The sequence below is a fragment of the Pusillimonas caeni genome, from assembly GCF_003545815.1.
GTDB lineage: Bacteria > Pseudomonadota > Gammaproteobacteria > Burkholderiales > Burkholderiaceae_B > Pusillimonas > Pusillimonas caeni.
Map to the genome: position 1 here is coordinate 262440 of NZ_PDUW01000006.1, position 17758 is coordinate 280197.

Here is a 17758-nt window from a genome sequence, read left to right on the forward strand (position 1 = left end):
GGCATCAGCCCCCCGGACCCCGTTGGTCCCGGCCGCCCATGTTGCGGGCCACCTGCCAGCTCAAAAGCAGGCCCGCCCCCAGCCGCAACAGGCGATGCCGCTTGCGTACGCCGGAAAGCAGCGCCGAGGCCGTCGATACGATGACGGGATAGCGCCTCATGAGCCCCACCCCCTGGAACAGCCAGTCGGTGGGACGCTTGCGGCTGACCGCCGCCGGCAACAGGCTGCGCAGCAGAGCCCTGGGCTGAAGGTCTTGCCCCAGGTGGTGCAGGCTGTTGTGCAGCGTCTGGCGTTCGATGGCTGCCCGCGCGCGCAGCAGCTCGATCTTCACTTCGCGCATTCGAGCGGCGGATGCTTTTTTAGCCATGCCTTTCCCCTCTGGAATCACTGTGTTCATCCGGCTCGCGCAGGCGCTCGGCCAGCGAAATATCGCGTTTGAGCTCGTCCAGCGTAGCGGAAAAAGGGATGGGACCGTTGCTGAGGCAATGCCAGACGCCCCAGAACAAGCCGAGACCGGCCAACGCGTAGATAAGGGCCAGCACACCTATCGCCAGGTAGCGCTCTTCGGTCGGCCAGAAGTACAGCGCCACTGCGATGGAGAACACCAACAGCGCCAGCGACAGGAGCAGCAAGGCGCCGAACGCCATGCAAAGTATCCGGATGAGGCGCGTTTTTTCGCTCACCGCTTCGAGCGAAAACAGCTCAAGGCGGGTACGAACCATGGACAGGACGGTGCTGGCAAGGTCTCCGATGGAGTGTCGTAGCGCCATAAATTCCCTTGGTTGAGGCGCCATGCCAGCCGTCGCAGGGGCGGCCGGGATGGCGCCGGATGTTGACGAAGGGGCCTAGTTGCGGCTGATGAGCATGCCCACCAGCAGGCCGGTCAAGCCGGCGATGCCCACCGCCTGCCAGGGATTGTCGTGGACGTAGTCGTCGGTGGCGCGGGCCGCCTGCCGCCCTTTCGCCAGCACCGCGTCCTGCGCATCGTACAGGGCCACCCGCGTACGGCGCAGCGACTCCATGGCCTTCTCGCGCAGCTCGTTGGCCTTGTCGCCCGTGGTATCGGCCGCTTCGCGCAAAAGCTTTTCGGCATCGTCGAGGCTTTCTTTGACGCTGTTGATGAATTGATCTTCTCTGGACTGGAGGTCTTTGCTTCGTGCCATGGTGGGCTCCTTGTGAAGAATGGAAAATACTGCGGCCTTCAAGAACGATATTAGCGGAAGCTGCAACACACTTATTGATTCATGTCATGCCATCCAGGAAAGCCTGCCGCGCCATGCTTCGGGCTTGCCGCCCGAAGGGGCTGCCGCGCCTTGGGGACGTCATATGCAAAAAACATGCCCGCCTTCGCCGCGCCGGCTTCAAGAGGCCGCTGACCGGGTTATTTCAGTTCGGACACCTCGACCGTAGAGGACACCCCCTGCTGCTGGCTTTCCTGCCGCATGACCATATTGAGCTCCGGACAGAACCAGTCGGTGACGGTGGAGCGGATTTCGGGGATGGGCAGCACGAGCCCGCTGAACGAGGCCTGGGTCGACTCTATGACCCGCGAATAATTGATCGGCCAGCACGACTGCGTGCCCGCGGCGGTTTGGATGGACGCTTTCTCGCCCACGGTCTTGGCGCCGGTATGGACGACGACCGGCTTGGCGTCGACGCCCTTGTGGTCGACGTTGATCTGGAACTTGCGCGCCGGAAAGGTTTGCCCGGCGCGCGTGATGGGCTCGCCGTAGGAAAACAGGCCCAGCATGCGCAAATCGAATTTGCCCTGGACCGGCTCGCGTCCGCCCTGCTGGGTCTGGCGCTCGAAGCTAGCCTGTCCGTCGCGCAGCGTCATCCAGTAATCGAGGTCGGATTTACCCGGCGGAAGACCCGCCAGGCCGAACGTGGCGGTGCCCTGCACCCGAGCCTGGCATTCGCCCTGGCCGGTCTTTTTTACCTCGGAGATGGATAGGTCGGCGCCCAGCCGCAGGGCGCCCGAACCGTCGAGCCTGACCTTGCCCTGGTCGTGCATGAACGGCGCGTCGCACAAGCCTGCCGCCCCGGCCCCCCCGTGCAGGCCCAGCAACAGAACTGCCAATGTACATCCCGCTTTTGCGGCCATCTGCATTTATCACCTCTGCTCGAAGCGCAACAGTTACATCCTACTCGTTTTGCGCGGCGCGTGCGGTGCGCCCGGGGTGAAAAAAGTTATCAATATCTTACCGCTGCGCCGGGCGTCAATCGTCTTTTTGCTTGGTGCCGAATATGCGGTCTCCGGCGTCGCCCAGGCCCGGAATGATGTACCCGCTGCGGTTCAGATGGCTGTCGATGGAGGCGGTGAAGACCTGCACATCGGGATGGGCGGCTTGCACGGCGCTGATGCCTTCGGGAGCGGCAACCAGCACCAGCGCCCGGATATTGCGGCAACCGGCTTTCTTGAGCATGTCGATGGTGGCGACCATGGAGCCGCCCGTGGCCAGCATGGGGTCGACGATCAGGGCCAGGCGCTGGTCCAGCGCGCCGACCAGCCGCTCGAGGTAAGGCTGGGCCTGAAGGGTTTCTTCATCGCGTGCGATGCCCACGGCGCTGACCTTGGCGCCGGGAATCAAAGTCAGCACCCCTTCCAGCATGCCGATCCCGGCCCGCAGAATGGGAACCACGGTAACCTTCTTGCCGGCGAGCTTCTCCACTTCGATCTGGCCGCACCAGCCTTGCACCGAGCAGGATTCCAGGGGCAGATCCTTGGTGGCCTCGTAGGTGAGCAGGGCCGCGACCTCTTGGGACATCTCGCGGAAGTTCTTGGTGCTGAGGTCGGCGCGACGCATGAGCCCAAGTTTATGGCGTATCAGCGGATGACGGATTTCGTGTATGGACATGGTGGTGTGATCTGCAGAGAAGAAGTCAGCGAGCGGCCAGCCAGGCGATCAGCGCGTCGTCGAAGGGCCGGATGGCCGTCGAACGCTCGCCATTGGCGAGACTGACGACAATATAGCGCTTGCCGCTGGCCCCGAGCACATAGCCGGCCAGGGCGCGAGCATCGCGTAGCGTGCCTGTCTTGAGATGCGCCATGCCCCGGACCTCGTCCTGGCGCAAGCGCCGGCGCATCGTACCATCGACCCCCGAGATGGCCAGCGAAGAGACGAACTCGGGCATGAGGGGCGATCGCCAGGCGGCGTCCAGCATGCTGGCCAAGCCGCCCGCCGTCAGGCGCCCATTGCGCGACAGGCCGGACCCATTATCTATTTGCCAGCCCCGTGTGTCCACGCCCTGCTCGGCCAGAATGGCCATGACCGCCCGGGCCCCGCCGGCCGGGGTGGCCGGCCGGCCGGTTTTTTCCGCCCCCAGGGTCAGCAGCAGGGTGCGCGCCATGACGTTGTTGCTCTGCTTGTTGATCTCGCGGATGGTATCGGCCAGCGTCTCGGAATCGCTCCAGGCCAGGACGCGCGCATTGCCGGGGACGCGGCCTTCGCGCACCCCCTTGGCAAGCGTGCCGCCCAGGTCGCGCCAAAGCTGGCGGAACAGGCTGGAAAAATAGTCATGCTGCGACTGCACCAGCCGGTAGACGCTGAATTCGCCGCAGGAACCGGCGGCCGTGCCGGCCACCTCGACCAGGGTTTCGGCCCCCACCTGGCGCGCCTGGGCGGACACCGACGGAGAGCCGGGACACACGGCGTCGCTGTATTTCACCTCGCCCTGCACGCGCACCCCCGGCAGGGGCGGGTCGATCACGGGTATCCACTTGCGGCCCACGGTGTCGGGCACGAACAGCAGGCGCGCCGCGCCCAGCCCCACCATCATGGCGTCGGGACTAGCGTTGTAGGGACGGTCGCCCGCGGCATCGAATTCGTTGGGGTCGATGGCCACCTGGCCGAAGACGGAGCGGTCGACCACCACCTCGCTGAGATTCTTGACGCCCCGCAGGCGCAGTTCGCGCAACAGATGCCAAAGCTCTTCGTGGGTCAGCAGGGGATCGCCCGCCGCCCTGATGTACAGCGGCCCGCGCAAGCCGCCCTGTGCGTCGATGCGGGCGCCGCCCTCTGCCAGCAGCTCGGTGCGCCAGGTGTACTCGGGCCCCAGGCCGGACAGCGCCGCCCAGGTGGTGACCATCTTCATCACGGAAGCGGGATTGCGCGGCACCGCCGGATTGAGCTCGATCAGGCGTGGCCCGCCGATCTCCTGCACGACCAGGGAGACATCGCCCTGCTGCAGCCGTGCGCCCCGCCATGCCTGCTCGAGCTCGGGCGGCAGCGCCTGGGCGCCGGCCGCGAACCCAAGCAAGGCAAAACAGATAAGTAGTAGAAAACGCGCAACCATGGCAAGCGGCCGGGCGGCCCGGCGGGCGGCAAAAAAACATCAGCATACCGGAAGGAAGGGCGCCGGGGGAGGCTGCGAGCGGAAAAATCGCGGGGCGGCTTAAAATGGCGTGTTGCCCATTGCCTATCTTCGCGCGTGAACCCCTCGCTTCAACTGTCGCAGTTCGACTACCACCTGCCCTCCGAACTCATCGCCCAGACACCCGCCGCCACCCGCCGCGGCAGCAGGCTGCTGCACCTGGACGCGGACTCGGCCCTGCACGACCGCCTCTTCGCCGACCTGCCCTCGCTGCTGCGTCCCAACGACCTGCTGGTGCTCAACGACACCCGGGTCATCAAGGCGCGGCTGCGCGGGCGCAAGGACAGCGGCGGCAAGGTCGAGGTCCTGGTCGAGCGCATCACGGGTCCGGTCACCGCCCTGGCGCACATCAAGGCCAGCAAGTCGCCCAAGGCCGGCACCCGGTTGCATCTCGCGGACGACGCCTTCACGGTGGAGGTCGCCGGCCGCCAGGACGAACTGTTCGAGCTGGCGTTTCCGGCCCGGGCGCTCGACCTGCTGGAGCGCCATGGCGCCACGCCCCTGCCCCCGTACATCACGCATGAAGCTCAGGCCCAGGACGAAGAGCGCTACCAGACCGTCTATGCCCAGGCGCCGGGCGCGGTCGCGGCGCCCACGGCGGGCCTGCACTTCGACCGGCCCATGCTGGACGCGCTGGCCGCCCAGGGCGTCCAGCACAGCTTCGTCACCCTGCATGTGGGCGCCGGCACCTTCCAGCCCGTCCGGGTAGAAGACCTGTCCCGGCACCAGATGCACGCCGAGCGCTACGTCGTGCCTCAGTCCGTCGTGCGGCAAATCGGGGAAGCCCGCCGCCGGGGCGGCCGGGTCATCGCCGTGGGCACCACCAGCGTACGGGCCCTCGAATCGGCCGCGGCGCAGCAAGCCAGCGATCTCGATCCGCTCGAGGGCGATACCCGCCTCTTCATCACGCCCGGCTACCGCTTCTCGTACGTGGATGCGCTGATCACCAATTTCCACCTGCCCCGCTCGACGCTGATGATGCTGGTGTCGGCGCTGGCCGGCATGGAGCCCATACGGCGCGCCTACGCCCATGCGGTACAGTCCCGCTATCGTTTCTTCAGTTATGGCGACGCCATGTTCATCGAATCACCCAAATCATGACCGGCCTGCACTTCGAGCTTCTGGCCACCGACGGCGCCGCGCGCCGCGGGCGCCTCACCCTGAACCACGGCGTCGTCCAGACGCCCATCTTCATGCCCGTGGGCACCTACGGCAGCGTCAAGGCCATGCTGCCGCACGAACTGGAGGAAATCGGCGCCCAGATCGTGCTGGGCAATACCTTCCACCTGTGGCTGCGCCCCGGCACCGACGTTCTCGAGAAGCACGGCGGACTACATGGCTTCATGCAATGGTCCAAGCCCATCCTCACCGACTCGGGGGGGTTCCAGGTCTTCAGCCTGGACGGCCTGCGCAAGATCACCGAGGAAGGCGTGAAATTCGCCTCGCCCATAGACGGCTCGCGGCTGTTCCTCACACCCGAAGAGTCCATGCGCATCCAGCGTTCGCTCAATTCGGACATCGTCATGGTGTTCGACGAATGCACGCCCTACGCCATCGACGGACGCCCGGCCACGGCCGACGAGGCCGCGCGCTCCATGCGCATGTCGCTGCGCTGGGCCAAGCGCTCACGCGAGGCCTTCGACACGCTGGAGAATCCCAACGCCCTGTTCGGCATCGTGCAGGGCGGCATGTACGAAGACCTGCGCGACGAATCGCTGGCCGGCCTGACCGACATCGGCTTCCATGGCTATGCCATCGGCGGCCTGTCGGTGGGCGAGCCCAAGGAGGACATGCAAAGGGTGCTGGCGCACGTCACGCCGCGCCTGCCCGCCGACGCGCCGCGCTACCTGATGGGCGTGGGCACGCCCGAGGATCTGGTCGAGGGCGTGAGCCGCGGCGTGGACATGTTCGACTGCGTCATGCCGACACGCAATGCGCGCAACGGCTGGCTGTTCACCCGCTACGGCGACATCAAGATACGCAATGCCCGCTACCGCGACGATACGCGCCCCCTGGACCCTTCATGCTCGTGCCATACCTGCTCGCATTTCTCGCGCTCGTACCTGCACCATCTGCAGCGGGCCAATGAAATCACCGGCGCGCGCCTGAACACCCTGCACAATCTGCACTTCTATCTGACCATCATGGCCGAGATGCGCCAGGCCATCGAAGAGGGCGGGTTCGAGGCGTGGCGCAGGCAGTTCGCCGAAAACCGCGCCCGGGGCATCGAATAGGCCCGGATGTCGCTACAATAGAAAATTCGCTTTTTTTGCACACCGACCTTACAAATACTTTCATAGATAGATCAGGAGCCACACCATGCAGGCAGTCGACCTACTCAATCTCATAAGCGCCCAGGCCGCGGGCGACGCCGCGGGCGGACTGATGGGCATGCTGCCCATCATCCTGATGTTCGTCATCTTGTACTTCCTGATGATCCGCCCCCAGATGAAGCGCCAGAAAGAACATCGCAATCTCGTGGCCGGCCTCAGCAAAGGCGACGAGGTCATCACCTCGGGCGGCCTGCTGGGCAAGGTCACCAAGGTCAGCGACAACTACATCACCATGGAAGTCGCCGAACTGGCCGACAAGCCGGTCGAAGTCGTCCTGCAGCGCAATGCCGTATCCAACGTGCTGCCCAAGGGAACCATCAAGTCGCTGTAATCCCGGTGCGCCGGGCCTTTATGCGGCCGGCGCTCAGTTCCGGCGGGCGCCCGGCCGACCCGGGCCCGCCCGCTTATCTAATTGATCGACGATGAACCGTTACCCCCTCTGGAAATACCTTACCGTGCTGGCCGCCCTGATCATCGGGCTGCTGTATACGCTTCCCAATTTCTTCGGCGAGTCGCCGGCGGTACAGATCGCAGGGGCCAAGACCTCGGTCAAGATCGACAACAGCGTGCTGGCCCGCGCCCAACAGGTGCTGGCCGAACGCGGCATAGAGTCCACCGGCGCCTTCTACGAGCAGAACGGGCCCGTGGGCGCCGTGCGCATCCGCTTCGCCACGCCCGACATCCAGCTGGCGGCCAAGGACGCCCTCGAAAAGGCCTTCAATCCCAATCCCGAAGACCCCGACTACACCATCGCCCTGAACCTGCTCTCGGCCTCGCCCAACTGGCTCACCGCCATCGGCGCGCGCCCCATGTACCTGGGCCTGGATCTGCGCGGCGGGGTGCACTTCCTGCTCGAAGTCGACATGCAGGGGGCGCTTACCGGGCGCTACGACTCCCTGGCCAACGACGTACGCAGCAGCCTGCGCGACGCCCGCATTCCCGTCTCGGGAGTCGAGCGCAGCGACCACTCCGTCGTGGCCCGCTTCGACAGCGAACAAAGCCGCGACGATGCCGTCTCGGAACTGCGCCGCCGCATGGGCGACATGGCGTTCACCACCGGCACGTCGGGCGACAGCTTTCTGCTCACCGGCGTCCTGACCGAGACCGCCATCGCCCAGGTGCAAGCCCACGCCCTGCGCCAGAACATCGTCACCCTGCACAACCGCATCAACGAGCTGGGCGTGGCCGAGCCCGTCATCCAGCAACAGGGCGCCGACCGCATCATCGTCCAGTTGCCGGGTGTGCAGGACGTGGCCAAGGCCAAAGAGATCCTGGGCCGCACGGCCACACTGGAAATCCGCATGGTCGACGACTCGCCCTCGGCCATGGCCGCGCTGTCCAGCGGCAATGTGCCCTTCGGGCTCGAGCGCTATACCGACAGCGACGGCCGGCCGCTGCTGCTGCGCCGCCAGGTCGTGCTCACCGGCGAAAACCTGCAGGACGCCCAGCCCGGCCGCGACCAGCAGACGCAACAGCCCTCGGTCAACCTCACCCTCGACGCCAAGGGCGCCCGCATCTTCCGCGACGTCACGCGCGACAACGTCGGCAAGCGGATGGCCATCCTGCTGTTCGAGAACAACAAGGGCCAGGTCGTCACCGCCCCGGTCATCCGCGGCGAAATCCCGGGCGGACAGGTGCAGATCAGCGGCAGCATGAACGCCCAGGAAGCCTCCGACATCGCCCTGCTGCTGCGCGCCGGCTCGCTGGCCGCGCCCATGAGCATCATCGAAGAGCGCACCATCGGCCCCAGCCTGGGCGCCGACAACATCAAGATGGGCTTCAATTCGACGCTGTACGGCTTCCTGGCGATCGCCGTCTTCATCATTCTTTACTACCACCTGTTCGGCCTGTTTTCCACCCTGGGCCTGGCCTTCAACGTGCTGCTGCTGCTGGCGGTGCTGTCCATGCTGCAGGCGACCCTGACGCTGCCCGGCATCGCCGCCATCGCCCTGACGCTGGGCATGGCCATCGACGCCAACGTGCTCATCAACGAACGCATACGCGAAGAACTTCGCGCGGGGCTGCCGCCCCAGCAGGCTATTTTCCATGGCTTCGACCGTGCCTGGGGCACCATTCTGGACTCCAACCTCACCACGCTCATCGTCGGGATCGCATTGCTGGCCTTCGGCTCGGGCCCGGTCCGCGGCTTCGCCGTGGTGCACTGCATCGGCATCCTCACTTCGATGTTCTCGTCGGTGGTCGGCGTGCGGGCATTGGCCAATCTCTGGTATGGCCGCCAGCGCAAGCTGCAAAGCATCTCGATCGGCCAGATCTGGAAACCCAAACAGGACTGACACATCGTGCCGGGGCACGCCCCGGCATCCGATAACACAGGTACGAAACCAAGATGGAATTCTTTCGCATACACCGCACCATCCCCTTCATGCGCCATGCGCTGGTGCTGAACCTGATCAGCCTGATCACCTTCTTGCTGGCCGTCTTCTTCATCGCCACCCGCGGCTTCCACCTCTCCATCGAGTTCACCGGGGGCACGGTGATGGAAGTGCACTACCCCCAGGCGGCCCAGATCGAAGAAGTGCGCAGCGCGGTCGGCTCGCTCGGCTATTCGGATTTCCAGGTGCAGAATTTCGGCACTTCGCAAGACGTCATGATCCGCTTGCCCGTGCGTGAAGACCTCGGCTCGGCGGCCCAAAGCGAAACAGTGCTCGAAGCGCTCAAGGCGCAGTCGCCCGACGTCGAGCTGCGCCGCGTCGAGTTCGTCGGCCCGCAGGTGGGGCAAGAGCTCGTCACCAACGGCCTGCTGGCGCTGCTGTTCGTGGTCATCGGCATCATGGTCTACCTGGGGCTGCGCTTCGAATGGAAGTTCGCCGTGGCCGGCGTGGTGGCCAACCTGCACGACGTGATCATCATCCTGGGCTTTTTCGCCTTCTTCCAGTGGGAATTCTCGCTGGCCGTGCTGGCGGGGGTGCTGGCCGTGCTGGGCTACTCGGTGAACGAATCCGTCGTCATCATGGACCGCATCCGCGAGAACTTCCGCAAGCAGCGCACCGCGTCGGTCCAGGAAGTCATCAACGGCGCCATCACCCAGACCATCTCCCGCACCATCATCACCCACGGCTCGACACAGATGATGGTGCTGTCGATGTTCTTTTTCGGCGGCCCCACCCTTCACAACTTCTCGCTGGCCCTGACCATCGGCATCTGGTTCGGCATCTATTCCTCGGTGTTCGTGGCCGCCGCCCTCGCCATGTGGCTGGGCGTCAAGCGTGAAGACCTGGTCAAGCCCGTCAAGAAGGACGATCCCGCCGCCGAAGTGCCGTAAAGCAGCCGGCTTCCCGCCGCAAACACGTGCGCCGGGAAGCCGCCAGGCTTGTCACACTTCCTTGCCGACCTTGATGCGCGTGATTAGATAGGTCAGCGCAGCACCCGCTATGAACCAGCCGGCTCTTTGATCCAGCCATTCATGAGTGATGGCGCTGGACAACCCGGCGCCCAATACGAACCAGACGGCCCTGGCTCGCCAGAACATCCGCAGCAGCGATTGCTCTTGCGATTGGCCGGCGGTTGTGGATATTGCCGCGGCTAGAGCAGGCATATCGGCCTCGCGAGTGCCGGCGCTTGCCGCTTCGGGCCTGCTGCTGTCGGGCGCCTCCGCCTGGGATACGGCGTTTGCGACGCTTTGCGGCTGCTCCTCTGGAGCTTTCCCTTCGGGATCGAACACGGCGCGAAAGCGCTCGAAGAACTGCCCCGCCAACTTCTTGGCCGTGGTGTCGATCAGCCGCGCACCTATCTGGGCAAGTTTGCCGCCGACATGGATGACGGCATCGTATTGCAGAAGGGTTCCGCCGTCGCGCGGCGTCAGTTCCACCACCGCCTCGCCTCGCGCAAAGCCGGCAGTGCCGCCGGCGCCCTGAAACACCAGCTTGCATCGTTGAGGAGCTTGGACGTCCTGCATTTCGACACGGCCCGAAAAACGCGCTGAAACGGGGCCTATCTTCAGTGCCAGCTTGCTGGTGTAAGCGTATTCGGACTCCCGGGTGACCGACTCGCATCCCGGCAGGCATCGCTGCAGGATTTCAGGGTCGAACAAACCCGCCCATACTTGCTCAACCGTTGCGGAAATCTGCTGCCCGCCCTTCAGCTCCATACTTGTCTTCCTTTATCTGGCAGCGGCGCTCACGCCCGCTGCTATCCGCCCGAACCGGACAGGCAGTAGAAAACGCCGGCCGCCCATGAGGCCGCCGGCGGGCAATCTCAGGCGTCAAGCCTGGCGCGCTTTTGCGCCGTCCATTCGTCCAGCTGGGCGCGCGCCACCTTGGACTCGTCCTCCATCTGCTCCATGCTGACCTTCCAGCAAGCCAGCTCTACGCGCAAGCCGTTGGGGTCGAAGAAATAAATGGATTCCATGGTGCGGTGGTCGGTCGGCCCCAGCACGGAAATACCGTGGGTTTCAAGCCTTTTCTTGAAATCCATCAGCTCTTCGTGGGTCGCGACTTCCAGCGCCAGATGGTTGACCCAGGAGGGTGTATTGGGCGAAGGCTCGGGCGCGACGCCGTCTCCGAGGTCGAAGAAAGCGACGCATGAGCCGTCGTTCATCTTGAAGAACAAATGGCAGAACGGGTTGTATTCGCCGGTGGAGGGGACGTTCTCGGCGCGTACGATGTGATATAGCGGCAGGCCGAGGATGTCTTCGTAGAAGTGCCGCGTTTCCTCGGCATCCTTGCAACGATAGGCGAAGTGATTGAGTTTCTGGATGGCAATGCTCATGATGACCTTTCTCCGTCAAGTCCAGCTGCGCGGTGTCGCGCGTAGCCTATAGCCGCTGCGCGAACGCGGCGATCGCGTCCGACATCTGCGCGACCAGATCAGGGCGGCCTGTCAGGTAGTGGTCGCCCCCCCTCAGCTCGTGCCGCTCCATGCGCGGCCCCGCAGCCTGAGCCCATACTTCGTTGTCGCACGGGAAGATGGAGGAATCCGCCGTGTGCTCGAACAGCACGACCGGCACCGAGGTGCGCGCCAGATTGGTGGGGCCGTCCGCGCAGCTGAACGGCGACCACTGGCTCATGAAGCCCGTCAATGAAGTGTAGCGCCCCATGCTGTTGCCGGCATAGTTCTGCGTTTTCGGCGGCCCCCAGATCGTCGTGCGGGGCGCTCGGTCGTTGGGGTCTATGGACGGGTCCATGCAGCGCGGATCGGCCAATGTGCGATGAATGACGAAGGCCATGTCGCGCGGACCGTCCGGTATTGCCCGCAACTGCCGCAGCTTGGCCTGCGCCCAAGCCGTTATTTTCTGCATCCTGGCCTTTTGCGCGGCACGGTAGCGCTCCATGAATGCAGCAGAGTACGCCGGACCGTTGGCGGGATTGAACATGTCCAGCTCCGGGTCGGATGCCAGCACATCGTTCTCGTCGATGACAGCCGGGTCTATCCAGTTCTCGATGATGCGCGAACGGCCGAGATGCGCGGCGCATAGCGCGATGCCGTCCGCGGGAGGCAGGTCGTCCGGATGCACGGCGATAGGATCGCCCGCCGGCGTATGGGTGATCGTCAGGTTCTCAGCCTGGGCCTGATACAGCGACACCAGTGCCGCACCGCCCGAATTGCCGATCAGCAGCACCCGCTCATAGCCCTGCGCGCGCAGCCACTTGACGCCCGCCCCCAGGTCCTGAATGGCGCGTTCGAACAGCAGCACGGAGTCGTTGCCGACGTAGCGCGTGTTCAACGCGAACATCGTCAAACCGCGCTGGGACAAGGGCTCCAGCAAATAATGCGCGTGAAAATTCGACGTCGGATGAATGACGATGGCGGCGCAGCGCGCGCCGTCCACCTTGTGCAATACGCCCCAGATGCGGGGATTCATCATCTGCAGACCCGATTGGCTTTCCTGCGCCGCGCCCGCCTTAACGTCCAGCCTGATTAGTTCCATCTTCATGCTCCGTGCTCGTCCGTCGTTTCAACGGCGCCGGTGTAGCCCTGCGCCGCTTCTTCTATCAGGGACGCCGCCAGCGCGGCGTCCGTCATGTTCTGCATCAGCAGCATCGCCAGACGCGCCAGCACCATATCGGTATTGCCTTCGCCGGCCTGCGTCAGCCTGTTGCACAACAGGTTGTAGAGGTCTTCAATTTCGTCTTGTGTCATGGCAGTTCCCAAACAACCTCGTTCGTCAATGGCAGTCGCTGCACCGCGGCCAGGATGTCGGCGGCCCGGGCCTGGCGCCACCGGCCCAGCGTATGGCCGTCGGGACGCACGATGTACAGCGTTCCCGGGACCGCATCGAAGTTCGAAAACAACTTGCCCGTGTGGTCCTCTATCCAGGCGCCGGCTGCCTGCGGGCGCTGCCTGGCAACGACGTGCAACGCGAATGGCACGGCTCGCCCGGCCTGCTCGCACGCCTGCTTGATGGCCGCGGGCACCTCGCCCGACTCGGTGAAGTAGAAAGCATCGAACCGCGATCCCAGCGTGTCGGTCAGGAAGCAGTCGGTGGCGCCCGCCCGATCGTGCATGCGTATACGGCATTCGGGCAATACCCCGCCGGGCAGCGGGCCGCCCCGGAAGGCATCGCCGGCGTCGGGTACGGTCAGCGGCGACTCGCTCAGCACCGTGGCCGTATGCTGGCGGGGGATCACCAGCGTCTTCAGCAATTCGTTCGTCGGCGCCAGCGTCAATACCGCGTCGCGCATCAGCTTGTGCGGCGCCGAAGGCGGCGCCATGAATTCCGCGCCTCGCGAGGCGTAGCGATGGTTGGCCTCGGCGGCGAAAATGCGCTCTTGCGAGTAGCTTTGCAGCAGCGAGGCATCGCATTTCCCTTGCAGCACCAGTGCCAGCTTCCAGGCCAGATTGTGTACGTCCTCGACGGCGGAATTCATGCCGCGCACGCCGAAAATGGGTACCAGATGGGCCGCATCGCCGGCAAACAGCACGCGGCCGTGGCAGTAATTGTCGAGCGTCAGCGCGCTGGCCCGATACAAGCTGAGCCAGACGGGCTCCCAGGGTTCGGTAATGCCCTGCATATCCAGATGCTGCTGCACGTTCTTGAAGACCTCCTCGGGCTTCGAGGCCCATTCGACCTGGTCTTCGCGTATCTGATAGTCGAAGCGCAGCATGCCGCGCGGCTGCTTGTACATCAGCAAGGTGCCGGAAGGCAGCGAAGGAGGCGAGAACCAGCAATGGCGCCCCGCGCGCATGTCGTCGGTATTGAGCCGGATGTCGATGATGACGTAGCGTCCGGCGTGGCGCTTGCCCCGCATGCGCAGGCCCAGTGCGCTGCGCACGAAGCTCTGGCCGCCGTCGCACGCCACCAGCCAGTCCGCCTGCATGCGGTAGCTGCCCAGCGGCGTATCGACTTCCAGACTAACGCCGTGATCGTGAGCCTGCAAATCCTGCAGCTTGGACTGCCAGCGTATGTCGATCAGATCGGCGTAGTCGCGCTCGGCTTTGCGCGCCATGCAATGCTCGACATAATTTTGCAGCTGGCTGATGGACGGCGGATATTTCTGGCTGTCGTCATCGGGCAGGCGCATGCGCGCGATCTCGGTCAAGCCATGGAAAGTCCAGCCTTCCTTCCAGCTCAGGCTGGTGTCGAGCACCTCGTCGATAATCCCCAGGCGGTCGAGAATTTCCATCGTGCGGCGCGTGAATGCGCTGGCGCGGCTGCCGGTGCACACGGTCGCATCGGCTTCCAGCACGACGCTGGGTATGCCTTGCAGCGCGAGATCCAGGGCCAACGCCAAGCCGGTGGGACCTCCACCGGCGATCACGACGCGATGGCGCGCAGTTTCCGCCCCGCCTTCCAAGGGAGGCAGCTTGGGCTCGTAATGGTCGTAAGGAAAGTACTCTGAAAAAACGATGTCCATCGATACTCTTTGCAGTCGGTTGTTGGGCTTTGCTACGCTCGCCGCCGTCCCACGGGATGCCGGGTCACCGGCGGCCGCCGGCGAGTGTCTCCGGACGGCCGCCCCGACCCGGCCTGGCGGCGGAGGTGCATCGTGCCGGACGGCTCGGGCGTTCAGCGTGGTGCGCCGGTCTTGATGTCGCCCTTGGGCACAAGCGCGCCATTCTCGACCACCACGATTTGCATCTGAGTGATCGGATAGCCGTTGGTCGATGCGTTGTTGAACGTGATGCCGGGCAGCAGGAAATCGTTTTCCTGCTTGTCGACCTTGCGCAGTACCGCCATCAACTCTTCGCGAGTGGGCTCTTTCATCTGCTCCAGCGCCTTGACCAGCGATTGCGTCAACGCCACGCCCATGGGCTGCGCGGTGGGGTCGAAACCCGCGCCGTAATACTTGTTCATCGCCGCGAGATAGGTCTTGGCGCCCTCGTCGTCTTTGAACCGTTCATCGGTGGGATCTTTCAGGTACATGGCGCTGACCACGCCTTCGATGACGTCCTTCGGCAGACGCTTGAGCAGGCCGGACGAGGCGGTCGTGGTTTCAACGACCGTCAATGGCTTCCAGCCGACGTCGCTGGCTTTTTGCAATGCCTGGGCTGCCGCACGGCCGATGGCGAAATTCACGAAGGTGTCTGCGCCGCTATTGGCCAGCCTGACGATCTGGGAGTCTACGGTGGCGTCGGTAGGCTCGTAGCTTTGCGACGCGACGATGGAGGCGCCGCTGCCCTCCAGCGCTTTCTTGATGCCCTCGAGACCATCCTTGCCGTATTCGTCGGCGCCATGCAGCACCGCGACCTTGGCGTTGGGCTTGACCTGCTTGATGTAGTCGCCATAGATGGACATCTGCGTATTGGGCACCGGCGGGAAACCTATGGTCCATGGATATTTGTCCGGCTGGCCCCAATTGGAAGCGGCGCTGAGCAAATAGACGTGCGGTACCTTTCTGCCGTTCATGTAATCGATGATCGCCTTGTTTTCGTTCGTGCCGAACACGCCCACCACCGCAAAGACCTTGTCCCGCTCGACCAGTTCGCGCGCGCCGGATACGGCCCGCGCGGGCGTGCCGCCCGAGTCCAGCAGGCGCACGGCCAGCTTGCGCGTCTTGCCGTCGCCCATCTTGATGCCGCCCTGATCGTTCAGATACTGCGCATAGGCGCCGATCTGGCGGTTGTAGATGGACAGCGGCGCCGCTGGGCCCGACAAGGGGCCTATGGTGCCTATAGTGATGGTGTCGTCGGTGATCCCGGGAGAAGCAGCTTGCGCCAGGGCGTGGGAACCGAATACCGCCAGGCCAAGACTCATGGCCAAATATCTGAGACTACGCATTTCGTGCTCTCCTAATTTTTAATAATCACGGCGCTTGCCAGCGCCGGCAACCCGTTGAAATCCCCGCAAGACACGCTGCGGCAGCCCGGCCATTCCCTCGGGGAGCAGGAGAATGAACAAAATGACGACCACGGCGAAACACACGCCCGCCACGGCGGGCGCGATACTGCCGGCGTACAGCGGCAATATCACGATGAACAGGCTTCCTATGACTGCGCCCCACTCCGACTTCTTGCCGCCGACGACCAGCGCTATGATGAGGAGCGCGGCCAGGCCGATGGTGAAGTTTTCCGGTGCGACGAACCCTACGGATACTGTGAAGGCGCTGCCTCCCAAGCCGGCCAGCAAGGTGCTGTAGCCGAATGCCATCACCTTGAAATACGCCACGTTGATGCCCAGCGAGGCCGCGACCAATTCGTTTTCTCGTATGGCCTCCAGGGCACGGCCTACGCGGCTGAGGCGCAGGGCGCGGGTCATGGCGAAGGCCAGCACGGTGATGATCAGCGCCACGAAGTACGCCGCCTGGGTATTGTCCATGCCCAGCCATTCGGGCGGCTCGGGCAAAAAGACCGAAATGCCGCTGGCTCCGCTGGTCAGGCCTTCGAAATGCTTGATGACCTGGGGTGCGGCCACCGCGATGGAGAGGGTCAGCACGGCAAGGAAGTGTCCGCGCAAGCGCAGCCCGGGAATGCCGAACAGGATGCCGCCCACCAGGGACAACAGCCCTGCGACGGGGAAAGTCGCCCAGAACGGCCAGCCGTAGCTCTGCACCAGAATGGCGGTGGTATAGGCGCCGAGCGCGAAGAATGCGCCGTTGCCCAGCGCGAGCTGCCCTGTGAGCCCGGTGATGATGACGAGCCCCAGTACCGCCGGCGCGTATGTCAGCACGGTCGCCAGCTGAAACACCGCGAAGGACGACAGCACGAACGGGGCGGCCACGGCCAGGGCGAGTATCGCCAGCGTCGGGATGAATTGCATCTTGCGTTCCGTCATGATCAGACCCTCGCCCGATATGCTTTGCCGAACAAGCCCTGAGGCCGCATCGTCAGCACAACGATGATCAGTACCAGCGGCACGACGATGCGCAGATCGGAGCCCACCAGATAGCTGCCCGCCAGGTTCTCGACGATGCCGATGGCGATGCCCGCCACGATGGCGCCGAGCGCGCTGTCCAGCCCGCCCAATGTGGCGGCCGCGATGGCGAAGATGATGACGCCCTGCATGATGTTCGGGTCCAGGAACAGGCGCGGCGTGACCAACACTGCCGCCAGGCAGCCCAAGGCGCCGGCAAGCCCCCAGCCGAGGCCCAGCATCAACCCCGGCGGAATGCCCAGCAGCCGGCATGATTCGGCATTCGACACTGCCGCGCGCATCTTCAGGCCCAGCGGCGTATAGGTGAACAGCAGGTGCAGCAGTATGCAAATGGCCAGCAGTATCGCCAGCGTGCCCAGCATCTGGTAGCTGAACACGGTACCGCCAACGCGGATCAGTCCTTCCGGAAACAACGAAGGCACGCGCTGCACCTGATAGGACCAGATCAGGCCGGCCAGGCTGTTCAGACCCAGAAACAGCCCCAGCATCAAGACGACCGCAACCAAGGGCTGGCGCGCGGCTTCACTGCGGAACAAGGTGCGCTCTATCGCCATCCCGCCGGCGAACGACGCCGCCATTCCCAGCAAGGCGGCAAACTGTATCGGCATGCCCATCTGGTAGAACGCGAAGGTGACATATGCGGAAAACATCGCGATTTCGCCCTGCGCGAAATTGACCAGGCCGGTGGACCGGTGCACCAGCACCAGCGCCAGCGCCAGCGCTGCATAGATCGCACCGCTTTCCACGCCGTCGACGACTTGTTGCAAAAACTCGACCATGC

Annotated in this window: 19 protein-coding genes; 5 read left to right on the forward strand and 14 right to left on the reverse strand. The window is 64.4% G+C overall.

The genetic code is table 11. The features are described from left to right. Positions 1–4 precede the first annotated feature (4 nt). The 6 genes from CSC67_RS14910 to dacB all read right to left on the reverse strand — a co-directional run bounded on the left by CSC67_RS14910 (position 5) and on the right by dacB (position 4296). Complete coding sequence (locus tag CSC67_RS14910; protein ID WP_118995231.1) at positions 5–367, reverse strand: hypothetical protein; 363 nt, start codon at positions 365–367, stop codon at positions 5–7. Further along, positions 360–770 carry a phage holin family protein gene (locus tag CSC67_RS14915; protein WP_118995232.1) on the reverse strand — a complete coding sequence of 137 codons (411 nt, stop codon included), beginning with the start codon at positions 768–770 and terminating at the stop codon, positions 360–362. The genes CSC67_RS14910 and CSC67_RS14915 overlap by 8 nt, the downstream gene beginning before the upstream one ends. A 75-nt stretch (positions 771–845) precedes the next feature. Continuing rightward, entirely contained in the window at positions 846–1163 is a 318-nt protein-coding gene (locus tag CSC67_RS14920) for an ElaB/YgaM/YqjD family protein (protein WP_118995233.1), read from the reverse strand. Between the two features lie 218 nt (positions 1164–1381). Further along, complete coding sequence (locus CSC67_RS14925; protein ID WP_118995234.1) at positions 1382–2080, reverse strand: hypothetical protein; 699 nt, start codon at positions 2078–2080, stop codon at positions 1382–1384. A 139-nt stretch (positions 2081–2219) separates the two neighbouring features. Further along, on the reverse strand, positions 2220–2858 hold the full coding sequence (upp, locus tag CSC67_RS14930; RefSeq protein WP_118995235.1) for a uracil phosphoribosyltransferase: 639 nt from the start codon (positions 2856–2858) through the stop codon (positions 2220–2222). A gap of 25 nt (positions 2859–2883) precedes the next feature. Beyond that, positions 2884–4296: a D-alanyl-D-alanine carboxypeptidase/D-alanyl-D-alanine endopeptidase gene (gene dacB, locus CSC67_RS14935; RefSeq protein ID WP_118995236.1), complete on the reverse strand. Its 1413-nt coding sequence runs from the start codon at positions 4294–4296 to the stop codon at positions 2884–2886. A gap of 135 nt (positions 4297–4431) precedes the next feature. On the opposite strand from dacB, the gene queA reads away from it, so the two are divergent. The 5 genes from queA to secF all read left to right on the forward strand — a co-directional run bounded on the left by queA (position 4432) and on the right by secF (position 9990). Beyond that, on the forward strand, positions 4432–5475 hold the full coding sequence (gene queA, locus CSC67_RS14940) for a tRNA preQ1(34) S-adenosylmethionine ribosyltransferase-isomerase QueA (RefSeq protein ID WP_118995237.1): 1044 nt from the start codon (positions 4432–4434) through the stop codon (positions 5473–5475). Next, complete coding sequence (gene tgt, locus CSC67_RS14945; RefSeq protein WP_118995238.1) at positions 5472–6608, forward strand: tRNA guanosine(34) transglycosylase Tgt; 1137 nt, start codon at positions 5472–5474, stop codon at positions 6606–6608. Before queA ends, tgt begins: the two co-directional genes overlap by 4 nt. 85 nt (positions 6609–6693) lie before the next feature. Continuing rightward, positions 6694–7038: a preprotein translocase subunit YajC gene (gene yajC / locus CSC67_RS14950; RefSeq protein ID WP_118995239.1), complete on the forward strand. Its 345-nt coding sequence runs from the start codon at positions 6694–6696 to the stop codon at positions 7036–7038. Between the two features lie 91 nt (positions 7039–7129). Next, the gene (secD, locus tag CSC67_RS14955) at positions 7130–9001 is read left to right on the forward strand and encodes a protein translocase subunit SecD (protein WP_118995240.1); all 1872 of its coding nucleotides are present in this window, start codon (positions 7130–7132) and stop codon (positions 8999–9001) included. 53 nt (positions 9002–9054) lie between these two features. Next, positions 9055–9990 (forward strand): protein translocase subunit SecF, encoded by a 936-nt coding sequence (gene secF, locus CSC67_RS14960; RefSeq protein WP_118995241.1) that lies wholly within the window; start codon positions 9055–9057, stop codon positions 9988–9990. Positions 9991–10041: 51 nt separating this feature from the next. Here secF and CSC67_RS14965 read toward each other — a convergent pair whose 3' ends face one another. From CSC67_RS14965 to CSC67_RS15000, 8 genes are all read right to left on the reverse strand, one after another. Beyond that, complete coding sequence (locus CSC67_RS14965; RefSeq protein ID WP_118995242.1) at positions 10042–10815, reverse strand: SRPBCC family protein; 774 nt, start codon at positions 10813–10815, stop codon at positions 10042–10044. A 107-nt stretch (positions 10816–10922) separates the two neighbouring features. After that, positions 10923–11435: a VOC family protein gene (locus tag CSC67_RS14970; RefSeq protein ID WP_118995243.1), complete on the reverse strand. Its 513-nt coding sequence runs from the start codon at positions 11433–11435 to the stop codon at positions 10923–10925. Positions 11436–11481: 46 nt separating this feature from the next. After that, positions 11482–12600 (reverse strand): alpha/beta hydrolase family protein, encoded by a 1119-nt coding sequence (locus tag CSC67_RS14975; RefSeq protein WP_118995244.1) that lies wholly within the window; start codon positions 12598–12600, stop codon positions 11482–11484. After that, positions 12597–12806, reverse strand: coding sequence for a hypothetical protein (locus tag CSC67_RS14980; protein WP_118995245.1), 210 nt, complete (start codon positions 12804–12806; stop codon positions 12597–12599). The genes CSC67_RS14975 and CSC67_RS14980 overlap by 4 nt, the downstream gene beginning before the upstream one ends. Further along, positions 12803–14521: an FAD-dependent monooxygenase gene (locus tag CSC67_RS14985; protein ID WP_118995246.1), complete on the reverse strand. Its 1719-nt coding sequence runs from the start codon at positions 14519–14521 to the stop codon at positions 12803–12805. The genes CSC67_RS14980 and CSC67_RS14985 overlap by 4 nt, the downstream gene beginning before the upstream one ends. Before the next feature lie 152 nt (positions 14522–14673). Then, entirely contained in the window at positions 14674–15885 is a 1212-nt protein-coding gene (locus CSC67_RS14990) for an ABC transporter substrate-binding protein (RefSeq protein ID WP_118995247.1), read from the reverse strand. An 18-nt stretch (positions 15886–15903) separates the two neighbouring features. Next, positions 15904–16878, reverse strand: a complete 975-nt coding sequence (locus tag CSC67_RS14995) for a branched-chain amino acid ABC transporter permease (protein ID WP_118995248.1) — start codon at positions 16876–16878, stop codon at positions 15904–15906. A gap of 2 nt (positions 16879–16880) precedes the next feature. Beyond that, positions 16881–17756, reverse strand: coding sequence for a branched-chain amino acid ABC transporter permease (locus CSC67_RS15000; RefSeq protein WP_118995249.1), 876 nt, complete (start codon positions 17754–17756; stop codon positions 16881–16883). Between the last annotated feature and the right edge of the window lie 2 nt (positions 17757–17758).

What these genes read in the sequence shown, in the direction of transcription:
- CSC67_RS14995 (WP_118995248.1), bottom strand. Translation starts at nt 16,878, where the DNA reads ATGACGGAACGCAAGATGCAATTCATCCCGACGCTGGCGATACTCGCC.
- CSC67_RS14915 (WP_118995232.1), bottom strand. Translation starts at nt 770, where the DNA reads ATGGCGCTACGACACTCCATCGGAGACCTTGCCAGCACCGTCCTGTCC.
- upp (WP_118995235.1), bottom strand. Translation starts at nt 2,858, where the DNA reads ATGTCCATACACGAAATCCGTCATCCGCTGATACGCCATAAACTTGGG.
- CSC67_RS14970 (WP_118995243.1), bottom strand. Translation starts at nt 11,435, where the DNA reads ATGAGCATTGCCATCCAGAAACTCAATCACTTCGCCTATCGTTGCAAG.
- CSC67_RS14990 (WP_118995247.1), bottom strand. Translation starts at nt 15,885, where the DNA reads ATGCGTAGTCTCAGATATTTGGCCATGAGTCTTGGCCTGGCGGTATTC.
- CSC67_RS14975 (WP_118995244.1), bottom strand. Translation starts at nt 12,600, where the DNA reads ATGAAGATGGAACTAATCAGGCTGGACGTTAAGGCGGGCGCGGCGCAG.
- secD (WP_118995240.1), top strand. Translation starts at nt 7,130, where the DNA reads ATGAACCGTTACCCCCTCTGGAAATACCTTACCGTGCTGGCCGCCCTG.
- CSC67_RS14920 (WP_118995233.1), bottom strand. Translation starts at nt 1,163, where the DNA reads ATGGCACGAAGCAAAGACCTCCAGTCCAGAGAAGATCAATTCATCAAC.
- dacB (WP_118995236.1), bottom strand. Translation starts at nt 4,296, where the DNA reads ATGGTTGCGCGTTTTCTACTACTTATCTGTTTTGCCTTGCTTGGGTTC.
- CSC67_RS14985 (WP_118995246.1), bottom strand. Translation starts at nt 14,521, where the DNA reads ATGGACATCGTTTTTTCAGAGTACTTTCCTTACGACCATTACGAGCCC.
- yajC (WP_118995239.1), top strand. Translation starts at nt 6,694, where the DNA reads ATGCAGGCAGTCGACCTACTCAATCTCATAAGCGCCCAGGCCGCGGGC.
- CSC67_RS14910 (WP_118995231.1), bottom strand. Translation starts at nt 367, where the DNA reads ATGGCTAAAAAAGCATCCGCCGCTCGAATGCGCGAAGTGAAGATCGAG.
- CSC67_RS15000 (WP_118995249.1), bottom strand. Translation starts at nt 17,756, where the DNA reads ATGGTCGAGTTTTTGCAACAAGTCGTCGACGGCGTGGAAAGCGGTGCG.
- tgt (WP_118995238.1), top strand. Translation starts at nt 5,472, where the DNA reads ATGACCGGCCTGCACTTCGAGCTTCTGGCCACCGACGGCGCCGCGCGC.
- CSC67_RS14980 (WP_118995245.1), bottom strand. Translation starts at nt 12,806, where the DNA reads ATGACACAAGACGAAATTGAAGACCTCTACAACCTGTTGTGCAACAGG.
- secF (WP_118995241.1), top strand. Translation starts at nt 9,055, where the DNA reads ATGGAATTCTTTCGCATACACCGCACCATCCCCTTCATGCGCCATGCG.
- CSC67_RS14965 (WP_118995242.1), bottom strand. Translation starts at nt 10,815, where the DNA reads ATGGAGCTGAAGGGCGGGCAGCAGATTTCCGCAACGGTTGAGCAAGTA.